Raw genomic sequence first — 15,906 nt, 5'->3', positions numbered from 1 at the left:
CAGCGGATCGTGTCTAACGACGGGGACCGCACGACGGCGTCCGTGCGCTCGCGCTGGGCAGGTCGCTGCGCCTGTCTGCGTCGCAGCATGCGACGCCTGCTGGTCCGTGCACGTGCGTCGCGCGCGTTGCGGATCGGCGCATCGGTTGGCGTAGTGATCGGCCTCTTCGCAATCGCCGCCGACCGTCTATATCCGCTGCCGACGCCGGGGCGCTCCGCGCCGTTCTCGCTGATCGTCACGGCGCGCGACGGCACACCGCTGCGCGCGTTTCCGGACAAGCTGTATATCTGGCGCAATCCCGTCGCGCTTACCCAGGTTTCGCCTCTGTACGTTGAGGCGGTCATCGGCTATGAGGACCGGGCGTTCTGGTGGCATCCGGGCATCAACCCGTTCGCGCTGGTGCGGGCTGGCGCGCAGTGGATACGGCACGGTCACATTGTGTCGGGCGGCTCGACGATCACGATGCAGGTTGCACGCATGATCGATCCGACGCCACACACGATGGCCGGCAAGCTGCACCAGATCCTGCGCGCGCTTCAACTCGAGGCGCACTTCTCGAAGCGGGAAATTCTCTCGCTCTATTTGAATTACGCGCCGATGGGCGGTGTGCTCGAAGGTGTCGATGCGGCGAGCCGCGCCTATATCGGCAAGCCGCCTTCGAATATGAGCCACGCCGAGGCCGCGATGCTCGCGGTGCTGCCGCAAGCGCCATCGTTGCTGCGTCCCGACCGCTATCCCGAACGGGCTCGACAGGCACGGGACAAAGTGCTGCACCGGATGGCGGATCGTTGGCCGGCGCCCGATATCGCCGATGCCCTTACCGAGCCTGTTTATGCGCAGACGATCCGCGAGCCCATGCTCGCGCCCTTGCTGGCGGAACGGCTGAGGCGCGGTGCGCGTGGCAAGCTGCGCGTGACGAGCACGATCGACGCGGATCTGCAAAGCACGGTCGAAGCGCTGTTGCTCGAGCGCGTGCGCACGCTGCCGCGCCACGCGTCGAGCGCGGCGCTCGTCATCGACAATGCGACGCTCGAAGTCCGCGCCTACGCTGGCTCGGCAGACTTCAGCGATCTCGAACGCGCGAGCCACGTCGACATGGTGCGCGCATGGCGTTCGCCGGGTTCTACGCTCAAGCCCTTTCTCTATGGCTTTGCGCTCGACGCCGGGATAATCGATTCGGAATCCCTGCTAAATGATGTGCCGCAGTCGTTTGGCGGCTATCAACCAGGCAACTTTCAGCAGTCGTTCAGCGGCGCAGTGAGCGTGTCTGAAGCACTGACGCGTTCACTGAACGTGCCGGCGGTGCAGGTACTCGATCAATACGGCCCGGACCGCTTCGTCGGCAAGCTGAGGCAGGGTGGCCTGAAACTACGCTTTCCGCGCGGGGCAACGCCGAATCTCGCGGTGATTCTCGGTGGCGCCGATACGACGCTCGAAAATCTGGTGGGTGCCTATGCATCGCTTGCGCGTGGTGGAATGGCAGGCTCGCCGCGCCTCACGCCTGATGCGCCGCTCGACGAGCACCGCATGATGAGCGCCGGCGCCGCGTACATCGTGCGCGATATTCTCGAGACCGGCGGCCCGCTTGGGCGCGCGATCGGAGAGCGCGGCACGTCGCGTGGCATCGCATGGAAGACGGGGACGAGCTTTGGCTTTCGCGATGCGTGGTCGATAGGCGTGACGGATCGCTATACGGTGGGCGTATGGATCGGGCGGCCGGACGGAACCCCGAACCCCGGCTACTTCGGTGCGAACGCGGCGACACCATTGATGATGAGCATCTTCTCGACGCTGCCGGATGCCGTCGTGACGTCGCACCGCGCACCGCCGCCGGACGTGACTCAGGCTCAGATCTGCTGGCCGCTTGGCAATGTCGTTGGCGCGCAGCCCGACGCGCTGTGCGCCGTGCAGCGCCGGGCATGGTTGCTCGCCGGCGTGGCCCCACCCACCTTCCCCGATCCGGTTCGCGGCGGCGAGCCGATCCTGCGTTACACCATCGACACCGTGACTGGACTGCGCGCAACGTCGGACTGTACGGATCATCCGTTGCGGCAAGCAGAAAGCCCGTTGTGGCCTGTGGCGCTCGAGCCATGGCTCGATGAACGGAGCCGTCGGCTTGATCCGCCGCGCTGGGCGCCTGGCTGTGCGCCGCCGGCTGGCGGTGCAGGGCGCCTCGCCATTACCGGCGCAAGTTCAGGTGAGGTCGTCCGGAGTGCGTATGGCGCCGCTGCGCCGCAGGTACATCTGGGTGTGATCGGCGCGCGGGGTGTCGTCGGCTGGCTCGTGAACGGGACGCTTGCTGGGCGCGCCGCGGCCGCGAGCGGATGGACCGTGCAGTTCCCTAAGCCGGGTGAATATGCGATTACTGCGTTCGATGAAAGCGGGCGATACGATCGCGTGACGATCGAGGCCCGGTAGCGGGTCGACAGGTCGCTCAGTTCGCGCTCACGCGGCTCACGCGCGTTTTTCGGGCGCAGACGCTGACAACGTCCCTTTCACGCACATGCTGAGTCTGATTGCGAACGCTCGTGCAGCAGAACGAGGGCGTCCGCGGCCGGCGCGCATACCGTTGGAAATACCATCGCGTCCCGTCTTCGGTCATCCGATGACTTTGTGCGTGAGCGTGTGTCATTTGTTTATCCCAATTTCTTCGTTCCCTTCTGGTGCCCCGCGCCATAGAGTGGCTCCGTCCACTTAACGAGAAATGGAGATCACATGCGTATTCCGCCGTTGCTTAAGGTTCTTGTCGCCGGTGTCATCGCGGTCGGTACCGCGGCCGCTCATGCCGACCAGCTCGCCGACATCAAGCAGAAGGGTGAAATCGTATTCGGCGTACTCGGTACCGATGAGCCGAACAGTTTCATCGATCCTCAGACGCGCGACTATATCGGCTACGAGATCGATCTTGCCAGGGATGTGGCGAAGAAGCTCGGCGTGAAGCCGGTATTCAAGCAACTCTCAGTGGCCGCGCGTATTCCCGAACTGCAGCAGGGTCATGTCGATGTGCTGGCGGCCTCGCTCACGCACAACAAGGAGCGCGAGTCCCAGATCGATTTCGGGCTGACGCACTTCATCACCGGATCGAAGGTGCTGGTCGTGAAGTCCAGCGGTATCCACAGCATCCCTGATCTGGCCGGCAAGCGCGTGTTGACGGTCAAGGGCGGCACGCAGGTACCTAACCTGCTGCGCGTGGTGCCGACGGCGCAGGTCATCACATTCGAGACCACCCAGCAGGCATTCCAGGCGTTGCAGCAAGGCAAGGGCGTGGCCTACGTGAACGACGAATCGTCACTGTATGACGACGTCCACAAGCTCGGCCCGCGCGCTTCCGAATATGAAATCCTGCCGCAGAACCTGAACGTGGAACCGCTCGCACTGGGTGTCCGCAAGGGCGAGCCGGCGCTTAAGACGGCCATCGATGGCGAACTGCGCGAACTGGAAGCGTCGGGCGAGGCGAATCGACTCTATGACAAGTGGTACGGGAAGGACAGCAAGCTGAAGTTCGGCCCGCGCAACTTCAGGATCGAAACCGACAAGATCGACGACGACAAGGTCACCGGCTAACCGGCACCGTCTCATCTGCGGCAGCTCACCAGGCGCTTCGATGGTGGGCTGCCGCCGTTCTATCGTTTTACGTCTTTCCATGCCGTCATTCGATCTGTCGATCCTGCTCTCGGGCCCGTACCAGGCGATGTTGCTGGCCGGTCTACGGCTGTCGCTGACCTTGCTGGGCGCGACGTTTGTCCTCGCCCTGCCGCTTGGCACGTTGATAGCGCTCGCGCGTCTATCGCCCTTCGCGCCGGTACGTGGTCTCGGTAGCGTGTTCGTTGAGTCGCAGCGCAATGTGCCACTGCTCGCGCATCTGCTGTTCTGGTACTTCGGCGCCCCCGAGCTGCTTCCCGATGCGGCCAGGCAATGGCTCTATGCGCACGACGTCGAAACGATCGCAGCGGTGGTCGCGATCACGCTGTATTACGCCGCATTTATCGCCGAAGACGTGCGCAGCGGTATTCGCGCTGTCCCGACCGTTCAGTTCGAGGCAGCGCGCGCGCTCGGCCTGCCGTGGCTCAAATCGATGCGTCTCGTCGTGCTGCCGCAGGCGCTGCGCGTCGCCGTGCCGCCGTTGCTCTCGCAGACGCTCAACATCTGGAAGGACACAAGCATCGCCACCGTAATCGGCACGGCGGAACTCATGTATCAGGCAGCCAAGGTGGAAAGTGCCACGTTTCGCAGTTTCGAGGCCTTCACGTTCGCGACGGTGAGCTATCTGGCGGTGTCGCTGCTGATCTCGGTGCTCGCGAGCGGGTATCACCATTACTTCCCACCGCGCGCATCATAAGGATTCCGACATGACGTTGATCGACGTGATCCGGACGTACGGGCTCTATTTTCTGGTCGGCCGCTTTCCGCAAGGGCCGCTGGGTGGGCTTGCACTGACCCTCGTGCTGGCAACGTTTGGCCTGTTGCTCGCGATGCCGCTCGGTCTGTTGCTCGGACTCGCCCGCGTAAGCCCGTGGCGTTGGCTGCGCTGGCCAGTGACGACGCTGGTGTTCGTGGTGCGCGGCACTCCGCTGCTCATGGTGGTGTTCTGGGCGTACTTCTTCCTGCCGAGCGTCACGGGTATCCAGACGGGGCAGTTCGCCACGATGCTGATGGCGCTGGTCTTGTTCGATAGCTGTTACCTGGCCGAAATCGTGCGCGCCGGCATTGTGGGCCTGCCGCGCGGCCAGATGGAGAGTGCGCGCTCGCTCGGGTTGCCGTGGTTCGCCGCCATACGTCTCGCGATCCTGCCGCAGGCGCTGCGTCATATGCTGCCTTCGCTGGTCAACCAGTTCATTTCGACCATCAAGGAGACGTCGCTGGGTTACATCATTGGTCTGGCGGAAGTGTCCTTCGTGGCCACGCAGATCAATACGCAGGTATTCATCTATCCCACGTCCATCTACCTGATCCTCGGCTTGACTTACTTCGTACTGTGCTTTTCCCTTTCGCGGTTTGCGTTCTGGCTGGAGCACCGGTCTGCACGCCAGACCGTGTACAACGCATCGGCCATGGCCACCTCATGATCAAGTTCGACAACGTCAACAAGTGGTACGGTCGATACCACGCGCTGGTCAATATCACCGAAACCTTTGCCAAGGGCGAGGTCGCGGTGGTCTGCGGACCGTCGGGTTCGGGTAAATCGACGCTGATCCGCACGCTTAACCGGCTCGAGCCGATCGACTCGGGACGTATTGTGCTGGACGGCGACGATATCCATCGTCGCGGGCTCGATATCAATGCGTTTCGCTCGCACATCGGTTTCGTGTTCCAGCAGTTCAATCTGTTTCCGCATCTGAGCGCGCTCGAAAATCGCACGATCGCGCCGGTGCACCTGACGCGCGCCACGAGGCAGGAGGCACGCGAGCGTGCGCTGGCGCTGCTCGATCGGGTGGGACTTGCGCACAAAGCGAACGCGTTCCCATCGGAGTTGTCGGGTGGCCAGCAGCAGCGCGTGGCGATCGCGCGTGCATTGACGATGCAGCCGCCCGTGATGTTGTTCGACGAACCGACCTCCGCGCTCGATCCGGAAATGGTGGGCGAGGTTCTGCAGGTCATGAAAGGCCTTGCGCGCGACGGCATGACGATGGTGGTCGTGACGCATGAAATGGGCTTCGCGCGCGAAGTGACCGACCGGGTGCTGTTCATGGATCACGGCGAAATACTGGAGCGCGCCACACCGGAGCGGTTTTTCGCTCGGCCTGAGCATCCGCGCGCCAGGCGGTTCATTTCGGATATCCGTATGGCGTCCGCGTCGCTTTGAGTCGCGCTGGTTTGCCGGAATTACATCCCTGTGTGCGAACGGCATCAGCCGTCATTGGTTAGGAGAGCTGCAAAACGACGCGTCGATTCAAATGCAGAAAATGCAATGATCAGACCGACGGTGATCGGCACGGCAAGAAAGGCGCCCGCGATGCCCCAGATCGACGACCACACGGCGAGACTGATCAGGATCACCGCGGGACTCAGGTTCAACGAGCCGCCCATCAGCCACGGGTCGAGGAGGTGGCCGACCACGAAATTCGCGGTCGTGAGCAACATGAACAGCACGATTGCTTCGCTCAACTGGCCAAACTGCAGCGCGGCGAGCAGCGTCGGCACGGCGACCGAGATCCACGAGCCCGCATACGGGATGAAGTTCAGGAGGCCGATCAGCACGGCCCACAGCTCCGCAAATTCAAGTCCGATGAAGCGCATGCAGATCCAGCTCACGATGCCGAGGATCGCACCGAGCAGGGCCTTCATCGCGAGATAGACGCCGATCTTCGAGTTGATCTCGTCGATGACGGACACGATGCGCGTCGACCCTTCCGCGAAGTTCACGAGCTTGCGGCGGTATTTAGCGTGCTCGATGAGAAAGAACGTCGCGTAAAGCAGCACGACGATGATCGCCGCGAGCAGCGACGATACCGACGACAACATCGTGGTAATGATCGCCTGCACGTCGACGCTCGCCAGCAGATCGCGGCGGATCGCAGTCCAGCTCGCTTCGGTTTCGATGTGAAGCAGCGCGGCGAATTTCGTGAGCAGCACGAGCAGCGTCGCCTCGTACTTCGGCGCGACCGCCATCAGCCGGTCCTTGTCGGATAGCAGCAGGTCGACCGACAGGTAGACGGTGAAGAGCATCAGCGTTGCCGCGATCGTGTAGCGCAGGCCGGCCCGCAGGCGTTTGCCGACGTAGGGAATGCGGCACAGCAGGTTGGCGAGACCGAAGACCACGTACGTTGCGATGATGCCGAACGCGATCGGCACCAGTACGGAGCGGCCGACGTAGAGCCCCCATCCGAGCAGCGTGGCGAGCACGGCCGCGCATGTGCATTTCAGCAGACCCTCGTTCATGCGTCCCCCTGCGAGCAGCGTTGCCTGCCGGGTTGCGGGCCGCTGCGTCAGTCGCAGCGGGACTCTTCGCCGGATAGCGACGGATCGGCGGTACGGCGCTTGCGTCGTCCTCGCCACAGCACGCCGACGACCAGCGCGACGACACCCGCGCCTATCACGATCGCCATCGCAGCCGGCAGGTGCGCACGGACCCACGGCACGTTGCCGAAAAAATAACCGGGCCCGGCGAGTGTGCATACCCAGATCACTGCACCCGCGCTCGCGAAACGCACGAAGCGGCGAAACGGCATTTTCGTCGCACCGGCGAGCGCGGGCGCGACCGCCCGGACGATTGCGATGAAGGGTGAGTACAGCAGCAGCGCGGCGCCGTGACGCGCGTAGAGCGCGCGCGTTCGCGCAGTCAGCTTGTCGATCCAGCCACCGCTCTTTGGCTGCCATACCGCTGCGATGGCACGTGCGAGCCAATAGTTGAACACTTGTCCAGCCACCGCGGACGCGACCACCACCGGCGCAAGCCACACGGGCTGCAGCACGCCGACGGCGGCGAGTGCGCCGGAGAGGAACAGCAGCATGTCCGCCGGCAGAAAGACGAGCGGTAGTACGCCGACACTGCAGAAGATGAACGCTCCGAGGATCGCGTAGGCCAGCGTTCCATGCTGGACCAGCAGTGCTTCGAGGTCCTGGTCCAGTTGCAGTACGAATTGCACGAACGTGGCCATGCTCGCCCGGTACGTGTCGGTTGGTCGAGCGGTCAGTATAGCGACAAGCGCGCGGCAGTCTCGCTCCGTGCGGCCGGCGGGGGGGGGGCTCGCCGCACGCGAGCCACGCAAAACCCGAGCTTACTGAAGGGTTGGCCTTGCCCGTGCCGATCAGATCGGCATTCGTCTTGCCAGGAGCTTCAGGAAATTCGGGGCGTTTGATTGGAGCGGCGTACAGGCGAACTGCCACTGTGCGATTGCGTCGTCGACGTGCCGTTTCTGCCCAGCGGCTAGCAGTTTCGCCGTTTTTGACCTACAAATTAACTCAGGCGTTTTGGGACGCGAAGCGGCGGCGCTTCGCGTCGATGTCGTTTCGGGCGACGCACAACACAAGCCGCTGCAGTCGGAGGTCGACATGGACGCGCAAAGTTGGAGTTATACAGAACTGACTGCCGCAGTCGAGGCCGAGATTGCACTGCAACTCAAAAGGGCTCATGTTGCGTCCTCCGAAGTGGAGCGTAGAAGCTGCCAGGACTATGCCGTCGGCACCTACTTCGCCTGGGAGTCGATCATGCGTGCACATTCAGCCGAGCGCCGACCGGAGGACGCGCAGCGGCTTGCCGAAATGGTGTCGCCGTCGGCTCACCTGATTCCCCCTCCGCAGGAATCGATAAATTCCATCGCCGCGGCAAAGGTGCGCTAGGGAGTTGCAGGCTCCGCCACAGTGGTGCGCCGAGCCTGTCCTGATCCGCGCAGTTTTTTCTCCGTTGGATGTATGCCTCTTTTCGTCGGGGAGCGTTGGAGGATCAGGTCTGCGAGGTACGCAGGGAGCGCGTCACTGGCAACTCAACCAGGCCGGAAATCCCCACGTCCGACCGCGACTAGCTCGGGCTCAGACTCAAGACGCGCCACCGCGTTAGCGCCGCGCTGGATCTGTGACGAAGCCGATCTTCGAAAGACCACCACGCTGCGCGGCCGACATCAATTGCGCGACGTGTTCATAGGCGACTCGCCGGTCCGCATTCAGATGTAGCTCCGGCTGCGGCGATGCGTGCGCAGCCGCTGCGATCTTCAGGTGCAGCGCGTTGTAGTCAACCGGTTCGCCGTTCCAAAGCACGGAGCCGTCTTGCTGGATCGACACGTTGACCTGCGCCGGTTTCGCGTCCTCTTTCTGGCTGCTCGCGTGCGGCAGGTCGATCTTCACCGCGTGGCGAATCACCGGAATCGTCACCATGAACACGATGAGAAGAACCAGCATGACGTCGACGAGCGGCGTCATGTTGATCTCATTCATCACGCCATCGTCTTCGTCGCTGGAAAAGGCATTCATCGCCATCGAAAACCTCCGTGGTTATTGGCCGCTCGCGGCGACCCGCACGTTGCCCTTCGCCGACGACAGTCGCGTGCCCGTCACGAAGTAGGCGTGCAGGCCATGCGCGAAGCGGTTCAGCTTCGTGACGATTGCCTTGTTCGCGCGAGTCAGCGCGTTATAGCCGAGCACAGCCGGGATCGCGACGAACAGGCCGAATGCGGTCATGATCAGTGCCTCGCCGACCGGCCCCGCGACCGCGTCGATCGACGTCTGACCGGTTGCGCCAATCGTCATCAGCGCGTGATAGATGCCCCACACGGTGCCGAACAAACCGACGAACGGCGCCGTGCTGCCGATCGACGCGAGCACCGCGAGGCCGCCTTGCATCTTCGCGACCGCGTCGTCCATCGTGTCCTTCAGGCAGCGCGTCAACCAGTCCGACACGTCCATCCGGTCGTGCAGATGCGGCTGCGTCTGGTGATGATGCTCGGCGGCCTCCTGACCCGACAGCGCGAGCGCGAGGAATGGATTGTCTTCGCGGTTGTCGTGGCCAAGCTTCTGCACCCCGTCGGCGAAATTGTCCGAATGCCAGAACCGCTCTTCAGCGTTCTTCGTCAGTCGCTTCAGGCGCACGACGTTCCAGCCCTTCGCGACGATCACGCACCAGGACAGCACCGACATGATCAGGAGCGTGAGCGCGATGCCGCGTGTCACGAATTCGCCTTGCTCCCATACGTGGGCGATACCGTAGTTCTGCATTTTTCCTTCCTCTTTTCAATTCGTGAGATTCACAGCCTCACTCATCCTTAGTTATGCAGACTGAAGTCGAAAGGTTGAGTGTAGGCGGCACGCACTGGTTCGCCGTTTTCCATATACGGTTTGCACGCGCTATCACGCATCGCTGCGAGTGCGGCGTCGTCGAGACGGCTGTAACCGCTGCTCTTTTTGAGCTGGATGTCCTCGATCTGCCCGCTCAGGCCGACCACGAAGCCCACGGACGCGGTGCCGGTTTCGCCACGCCGCTTCGAGAGCATCGGGTAATCCGGCTGCGCGATCCGGCAGTCGAGGTGCGGCACGTTTTTCGGTGCGCTCAATTCCATCGTCGGCTTGCCCCGAGCGGCGGCGGCAGGCTGCGACACTTCAGGAACTGAAGGCGCGGCAGCGGTCGGTGTCGGACCTGCCTGCGCGGGCGTCTCGTTCTGGTGTTCCGACGGTGCTTGTGCGACGGGCAGTGGCATCGGGCGCGCCATTGGCCGCGCCGCGGGTTTTGCGGGGGCGACGCGTTGGACCGGTTTTGGCGGTGTCGGCGGCGAATTGACTGCGGCTGCAACCGCAACCGGGTCGGGCTGAAGCAGTTCGGCGGCGATCGCGTGCGAGCCGAGCGCGACTGGCGCGGCGGCGTCACGTCGTGTCAGCACGATTGCGATCAGCATCGCGTGCAGTGCCACGACGAGGGCGATTGCTGTGGCGACGCGGCGATCCGCTCCGGCAGCAAAAAACATGGGCTGTGTACTCAATTCCAGGGATGAAGCAGGGGTGTCGAACGTCGTCTACGCAGGGATGCGCACAGTCCGGCTCACTGCCGGCCGAGAAATATTATACAAAATGCGAATCATTCGCAATCGCATTACGGTAAGATTCAGCTCCTGGGCTTTTGCGCCGGGTGCGATTCGCGCACGAGCCGCCTTCATGACTCTCTTGCAGGAGAACGGATGCAACCGGACTGGACGGTGCGCCTGCCATCGACACGCTTTACTGCCGACACTACGGCCAGGTCGGCATGAGCGCGCTGTTCGATCGCGCGCGTCGGGCAAGGCCCATGACGGCGCGCATAGTGGGCGCCGTCTTCGGCGGTTATGCGCTCGGCGCGCTCGCGAGCGTCGTGGCGCTCGTGCTCCCGATCGGCACGACGCAAGCGGCGATCACCGGCATGCTCGCGAGTTTCATCGTGTACGCATGTACGGTGATTGCGGTCTTTCTTGCGCGTCGTGGACGCAGCGCGAGGCAAAGCATGTCCGGCCTGCATACGTGGGCGGGTTTGCTGGCCGGGTGGTTGCTCTACGCGATGTTCTTGACCGGCACCGTCAGCTATTTCAGGGACGAAATTTCGCAATGGATGCGCCCGGAACTCGCGTTCGACCACGAGCCCCCCGATGCGGCGACCGCCGCCAGGCGCGTGAGCATCACGCTCGGCACCGTCGCGCCGGACAGTCCGCAGTGGTTCATGCAACTGCCGACGGCACGCAGCAACGTCGTCAGTGCGTTCTGGCTCGCGCCGCATCCGCAGCCGGGTCAGCAGGCCTTCCAGAGCGCGACGTTCGATCCTGCGACCGGCATGAAGCCCGCGATACGCGACACACTCGGCGGCGACTTCTTCTATCGCTTCCACTATCAGTTCTACTATCTACCGGCAGTGTGGGGCCGCTGGCTCGCGGGCCTGTGCGCGATGTTCATGCTGACCGCGATTATCAGCGGCGTCATCACGCACAAAAAGATCTTCGTGGACTTCTTTACGTTTCGCTGGGGCAAGGGCCAGCGCGCGTGGCTCGATGCGCATAACGCACTATCGGTGTTCGGCCTGCCGTTTCACCTGATGATCACCTACACGGGACTCGTCACGCTGATGACGATGTACATGCCCTGGGGCGTGCAGCTCGCGGTGAGGACACCGTCCCAGCAGCATGCGCTGGACATGCAGTTGAGCACATTCATCGAGCCGGTCGGGCGGTCGGGCGTGAAGGCTGCGCTCGCGCCCGTCGATGCGATGGTGCGGGCAGGTGAGGCTCGCTGGGGCCGCAATGGTGTCGCGAGTGTGCTGGTGACGAACCCCGGCGACGCGAAAGCGCGCGTGGTGATCACGCGAGGCACGGCCGCGCGTGTATCGACGAGCCCGCAATACCTGCTGTTCGACGGCGCAAATGGAACGCTGCTCGACGTGCAGGACCGCGTCGGCCGGGCAGCCCAAACGCGCGGCGTACTGTACGCGCTGCACATGGGACGCTTTGGCGATCTGCCACTGCGCTGGCTGTATTTCCTCATGAGCCTCGCGGGCACGGCCATGGTCGGCACAGGACTCGTAATGTGGACCGTGAAACGTCGCCAGAAACTGCCCGATCCCGTGCGGCCCGACTTCGGTTTCCGGTTGGTCGAGCGTCTGAACATCGCGAGCATCGCGGGTCTCTCGATCGCGATGGCGGGCTTCCTGTGGAGCAACCGGCTGTTGCCGGCGTCGCTGGCCGCCCGCTCGGACGTCGAAGTCGACGCGTTTTTCGCGATCTGGGCCGCCACGCTGCTCTACGCGCTAGCTCGACCCGCCCGGCGCGCGTGGATCGAACTGCTGTGGTTCGCGAGCGCCTTGCTCGCGCTGTTGCCGGTGCTCAACGCCCTGACGACCCAGCGCCCGCTTTGGCGCAGCGTGGCCGAAGGCGATTGGGTCTATGCGGGCTTCGATCTGACGATATGGACGCTGGCAGCGCTGCACGGCGCGCTCGCCGTGCGTACGTCGCGACACCGCCCGCGCGTGCTGCAACCCCACAAGCGCCGCGCCGTGACTGCGCTGCACGAGGAGAGCACATGATGCGGCTGCTTGCGTTACTTCTGTGCGTCGGCGCGTTTGGGTGCCTTGCAATGGCGATGGCGCGTCACCAGGAAGCGCTCCTGGGACGGGCGCTTCCGGCTGCGCACTCGCGTTGCCTGCGCGGCGCGGGCGGGTGCTCGCTGGGGATCGCGCTCGCGTTCGTCGTCGCCGATCAGGGTTGGGCGCTGGGCCTAGTCGCGTTCAGCGGCAGTACCAGCGTTGCGGCCGGGACCGTATATGGCGCGCTCATCGCGTGGGGGCGGTGGTCCGACGCCAGCTGATCGATCAGCCACCCTGTTTCGCTTGTCATTCCCTTGCCAACTGTCAGGTTTCTTTCCAATGCAAATGGTAATCGTTCTCATTTAAATGTACGATGGCGGCCTCCGATGCTAACCACATCGAGCCGACCCGTCACAAAGCCAACGATTACGACCATGAAACGAACGAGAACGACACAGTCGTCTGCAAACACGCTTCGCCTCGCGCCCGCCGCCGCCGCTGCACGCCAGCTCTTTCCCGTCATCGCCGTCTGCTTCTCCGTCTGTTCTGCCGGTTTCTCATCGCAGGCGCTCGCAGCCGATGCAGCGAGCGCGCCGACATCGGCGCCGGCGTCGAACGTTTTGCCGACCGTGAGCGTGCAGGCAACCGGCGCGACGCTGCCGGGCGACCTGTCCGCCGCTTACCCCGGCGGACAGGTGGCGAGCGGTGCGCAGATCGGCGTGCTCGGCCAGCAGAAGCTGATCGACGTGCCGTTCTCGGTGACGAGCTACACGTCGAAGCTGATCGAGGACCAGCAGGCCCGCACGCTTGCCGACGTCGTCGCCAACGACCCGGCCGTACGCACGGCACTCGGCTACGGGAATTTTTCGGAAACCTACATAATTCGCGGTTTCGAGGTCTACTCGGACGACGTCGCGCTCAACGGCATGTACGGCCTCACGCCGCGCCAGATGGTCGACACCGGCGCGATCGAGCGCGTCGATATCTTCAAGGGCGCCAATGCCTTCGTGAACGGCGCGTCGCCGGGCGGCTCCGGCGTGGGCGGCAGCATCAACGTGCAGACGAAGGTCGCCGACGACAAGCCGCTCACGCAGCTCACGGTGGCCGGCAGCGCGTCGGGCGAACTGGCCACGCACGTAGACGTCGGTCGCCGCTTCGGCGAGAACGACCAGTACGGGATTCGCGTGAACCAGACCGTCCAGGGCGGCGATTCCAGCATCGACGACGAAGCACGTCACGCACAGCAGACCGCAGTCTCGCTCGACTATCGCGGCGACAAACTGCGCCTCTATGCCGACTTCCTGTATCAGAAGGAGCGCATCACGGAAGGCCGTCCTGGCGTCTTCGTGAGCGGCGACGCACTGCCGTCCGCCCCGTCGGCGACGCACAACTACACGCAACCGTGGACGTGGTCATCGCTCGAAGACACCGTCGGGATGCTGCGCGGCGAATACGACATTGCACCGGACTGGACCGTTTATGCGGGCGTCGGCACGCGCCACACGCACGAGAACGGCGACTACCTGACCGCGACCTACGGCATCAACGGCGCGACGAGCGCATACCGTCTCGGCTCCGCGCACGACGAGTACTCGCTCTCCGCGCAGGCGGGCGTACGCGGGAAATTCGTCACCGGCGCGGTTAGCCACGCGATCAGTGCGGGATGGCAGATCAACCGCGTCGCCGCGTACAACGCGTTCGATTTCAGCCCGTCGTTTCCGACCAGCCTGTACAACACGCAGCCGGTTGCCCGTCCCGACGGTTTCTTCAGCGGCGGCGATTTCGCGGACCCCGGCCTGACAGCCGTGACGCTGATGCGCGGCTTTGCGGTGTCGGACACGATGGGTTTCTTCGGCGACCGCTTCCTGTTCACAGTGGGCGTGCGGCAGCAGAACCTGATCCAGAACGGCTACGACTACGGCACCGAAGTGCAGAATGCGGCGTACAACGCGTCGGCGACGACGCCGGTGTTCGGTGCGGTCTACAAGCTTCAGCCTAACCTGTCGGTTTATGCGAACCGCAGCGAGAGCCTCCTTTCGGGCGGCACCGCACCGGGCAACGCGGTCAACGTCGGCGCGGTCATCGCGCCGTTTCGCGCGACGCAGTATGAAGCGGGCGTGAAGTACGACGCGAATCACTATGGCGCTGCACTGGCGCTCTATCAGATTCGCCAGCAGGTCGCGTATACCGACAGCGTGACCGGCATTTACGGCGCGAACGGCATCCAGCGTCACCGTGGCGTCGAATTCTCGATGTACGGCGAGCCGCTCAACGGCGTGCGTCTGATCGGCGGCGTGTCGTATATCAACGCGAAACTGGAAGACACCAATTACGGTGCCGAGAACGGCAATCGTCCGATCGGCGTGCCCGCCTGGACCTTCAACGCGAACGTCGAATACGACGTGCCGCATGCAAGCGGACTCACGCTGATGGCGCGCGCGCTGTGGACCAGCACGCAGTATCTGGATCAGGCGAACACACTGCAGGTACCTTCATGGACACGCTTCGACATTGGGGCGCGTTATAAGACCCGTGTGTTCAATCGCGACACGAGCGTCAACATGATCGTGACGAATCTGGCGAACCGCTCGTACTGGTCGTCGGCGCTTGGTGGCTATCTGACACAGGGTGCACCGCGTACCGCGTGGTTCTCGGTGACGACGGAATTCTGATGGTGTGGTGACGGGATACGAACCGCGGAAAGCGGCCGTATGCCGTCACAAACTCGTAGGTGTAGTGGGTTTCAGCGAGACGATGGTAGACAGTCGAACGCGGAAAACCAGAATTATTTCGACGGGCTATGGCCGTCCGGAGACGTGCTGAGCATCCGCTCCACGTACCGCGCAATCAGATCGATCTCCAGATTCACAAGCGAGCCAGCCTGCAGATGCTTGAGCGTAGTGACTTCGACGGTGTGCGGAATCAGGTTGATCGAGAATTCGCAGCCATCGGCGCGGTCTTCGACCGAGTTCACGGTGAGGCTGACGCCGTTCACCGTCGCCGAGCCTTTGTACGCGAAATAACGGCCAATCTCGGCGGGCGCGAGAATGCGCAGTTCATGCGATTCGCCCACCGGCGCAAAGCGTGTGACGGTGCCGAGGCCGTCCACATGCCCCGACACGATGTGTCCGCCGAGCCGGTCGTTCGCCCGCAGCGCTTTTTCGAGGTTCACTTCGCCAGTTGCGGCGAGCCCCACAGTGCGATTCAGGCTCTCACGCGATACGTCGACGTCAAAACCCGTCGCCGATTTTTCGATCACGGTCATGCACGCGCCCTGGATGGCGATGCTGTCGCCGATCTGTACGTCGTCGAGGCCGAGCCCGCCGGCGTTGACGGAGAGACGCACGCCCGCATCGGCACCCGCGCCGAGCGGTCTGATCGATTCAATGCGGCCCACTGCCGCGACGATTCCGGTAAACATCGTGCTGTTCCTTGTGTTC

General features: G+C 63.6%; 15 protein-coding genes. 9 read left to right on the top strand and 6 right to left on the bottom strand.

Features of this window, described 5'->3' with window-relative positions; all coding sequences use genetic code 11:
• The first annotated feature begins 9 nt into the window (after positions 1-9).
• The 5 genes from pbpC (at position 10) to D1Y85_RS01390 (ending at position 5,803) form a co-directional block, all read left to right on the top strand.
• Positions 10-2,418: a penicillin-binding protein 1C gene (pbpC, locus tag D1Y85_RS01410; RefSeq protein WP_246024729.1), complete on the top strand. Its 2,409-nt coding sequence runs from the start codon at positions 10-12 to the stop codon at positions 2,416-2,418.
• Positions 2,419-2,715: 297 nt separating this feature from the next.
• Positions 2,716-3,564, top strand: a complete 849-nt coding sequence (locus tag D1Y85_RS01405; protein WP_124149233.1) for an ABC transporter substrate-binding protein — start codon at positions 2,716-2,718, stop codon at positions 3,562-3,564.
• A gap of 79 nt (positions 3,565-3,643) precedes the next feature.
• Positions 3,644-4,339 (top strand): amino acid ABC transporter permease, encoded by a 696-nt coding sequence (locus tag D1Y85_RS01400; protein ID WP_124149232.1) that lies wholly within the window; start codon positions 3,644-3,646, stop codon positions 4,337-4,339.
• Positions 4,340-4,349: 10 nt separating this feature from the next.
• Positions 4,350-5,066 (top strand): amino acid ABC transporter permease, encoded by a 717-nt coding sequence (locus D1Y85_RS01395; RefSeq protein ID WP_124149231.1) that lies wholly within the window; start codon positions 4,350-4,352, stop codon positions 5,064-5,066.
• A complete protein-coding gene (locus tag D1Y85_RS01390; protein WP_124149230.1) occupies positions 5,063-5,803 on the top strand; it encodes an amino acid ABC transporter ATP-binding protein in 741 nt (246 codons plus the stop codon). The genes D1Y85_RS01395 and D1Y85_RS01390 overlap by 4 nt, the downstream gene beginning before the upstream one ends.
• Before the next feature lie 44 nt (positions 5,804-5,847).
• Here D1Y85_RS01390 and D1Y85_RS01385 read toward each other — a convergent pair whose 3' ends face one another.
• Together D1Y85_RS01385 and D1Y85_RS01380 are read right to left on the bottom strand one after the other, a co-directional pair.
• A complete protein-coding gene (locus D1Y85_RS01385; protein WP_124149229.1) occupies positions 5,848-6,879 on the bottom strand; it encodes an AI-2E family transporter in 1,032 nt (343 codons plus the stop codon).
• A 47-nt stretch (positions 6,880-6,926) separates the two neighbouring features.
• Positions 6,927-7,598 carry a DedA family protein gene (locus tag D1Y85_RS01380; protein ID WP_124149228.1) on the bottom strand — a complete coding sequence of 224 codons (672 nt, stop codon included), beginning with the start codon at positions 7,596-7,598 and terminating at the stop codon, positions 6,927-6,929.
• Positions 7,599-7,992: 394 nt separating this feature from the next.
• Between D1Y85_RS01380 and D1Y85_RS01375 the strand changes: the two genes are divergently transcribed.
• Positions 7,993-8,280 carry a hypothetical protein gene (locus tag D1Y85_RS01375; RefSeq protein WP_124149227.1) on the top strand — a complete coding sequence of 96 codons (288 nt, stop codon included), beginning with the start codon at positions 7,993-7,995 and terminating at the stop codon, positions 8,278-8,280.
• A gap of 213 nt (positions 8,281-8,493) precedes the next feature.
• On the opposite strand, the gene D1Y85_RS01370 is transcribed toward D1Y85_RS01375, so the two are convergent.
• Genes D1Y85_RS01370 through D1Y85_RS01360 form a run of 3 tightly spaced genes read right to left on the bottom strand, consistent with a single transcriptional unit; the run spans position 8,494 to position 10,391 of the window.
• Positions 8,494-8,913: an ExbD/TolR family protein gene (locus D1Y85_RS01370; RefSeq protein WP_124149226.1), complete on the bottom strand. Its 420-nt coding sequence runs from the start codon at positions 8,911-8,913 to the stop codon at positions 8,494-8,496.
• Positions 8,914-8,928: 15 nt separating this feature from the next.
• Positions 8,929-9,648, bottom strand: coding sequence for a MotA/TolQ/ExbB proton channel family protein (locus tag D1Y85_RS01365; protein WP_124149225.1), 720 nt, complete (start codon positions 9,646-9,648; stop codon positions 8,929-8,931).
• Between the two features lie 47 nt (positions 9,649-9,695).
• Entirely contained in the window at positions 9,696-10,391 is a 696-nt protein-coding gene (locus D1Y85_RS01360) for an energy transducer TonB (RefSeq protein ID WP_124149224.1), read from the bottom strand.
• Positions 10,392-10,819: 428 nt separating this feature from the next.
• Here D1Y85_RS01360 and D1Y85_RS01355 point away from each other — a divergent pair, with 428 nt between their 5' ends.
• From D1Y85_RS01355 to D1Y85_RS01345, 3 genes are all read left to right on the top strand, one after another.
• Entirely contained in the window at positions 10,820-12,466 is a 1,647-nt protein-coding gene (locus D1Y85_RS01355) for a PepSY-associated TM helix domain-containing protein (RefSeq protein WP_221410259.1), read from the top strand.
• Positions 12,463-12,747 carry a DUF3325 domain-containing protein gene (locus D1Y85_RS01350; RefSeq protein WP_124149223.1) on the top strand — a complete coding sequence of 95 codons (285 nt, stop codon included), beginning with the start codon at positions 12,463-12,465 and terminating at the stop codon, positions 12,745-12,747. The genes D1Y85_RS01355 and D1Y85_RS01350 overlap by 4 nt, the downstream gene beginning before the upstream one ends.
• Positions 12,748-12,900: 153 nt before the next feature.
• Positions 12,901-15,138: a TonB-dependent receptor gene (locus D1Y85_RS01345; RefSeq protein ID WP_124149222.1), complete on the top strand. Its 2,238-nt coding sequence runs from the start codon at positions 12,901-12,903 to the stop codon at positions 15,136-15,138.
• Between the two features lie 113 nt (positions 15,139-15,251).
• Here D1Y85_RS01345 and D1Y85_RS01340 read toward each other — a convergent pair whose 3' ends face one another.
• Positions 15,252-15,887 (bottom strand): riboflavin synthase, encoded by a 636-nt coding sequence (locus tag D1Y85_RS01340; protein WP_124149221.1) that lies wholly within the window; start codon positions 15,885-15,887, stop codon positions 15,252-15,254.
• Positions 15,888-15,906 lie beyond the last annotated feature (19 nt).

It is taken from the genome of Paraburkholderia dinghuensis, from assembly GCF_003837865.1.
GTDB lineage: Bacteria > Pseudomonadota > Gammaproteobacteria > Burkholderiales > Burkholderiaceae > Paraburkholderia > Paraburkholderia dinghuensis.
Note: the sequence above shows the minus strand (reverse complement) of the source record. Positions and strands in the feature narration are given on the sequence as shown.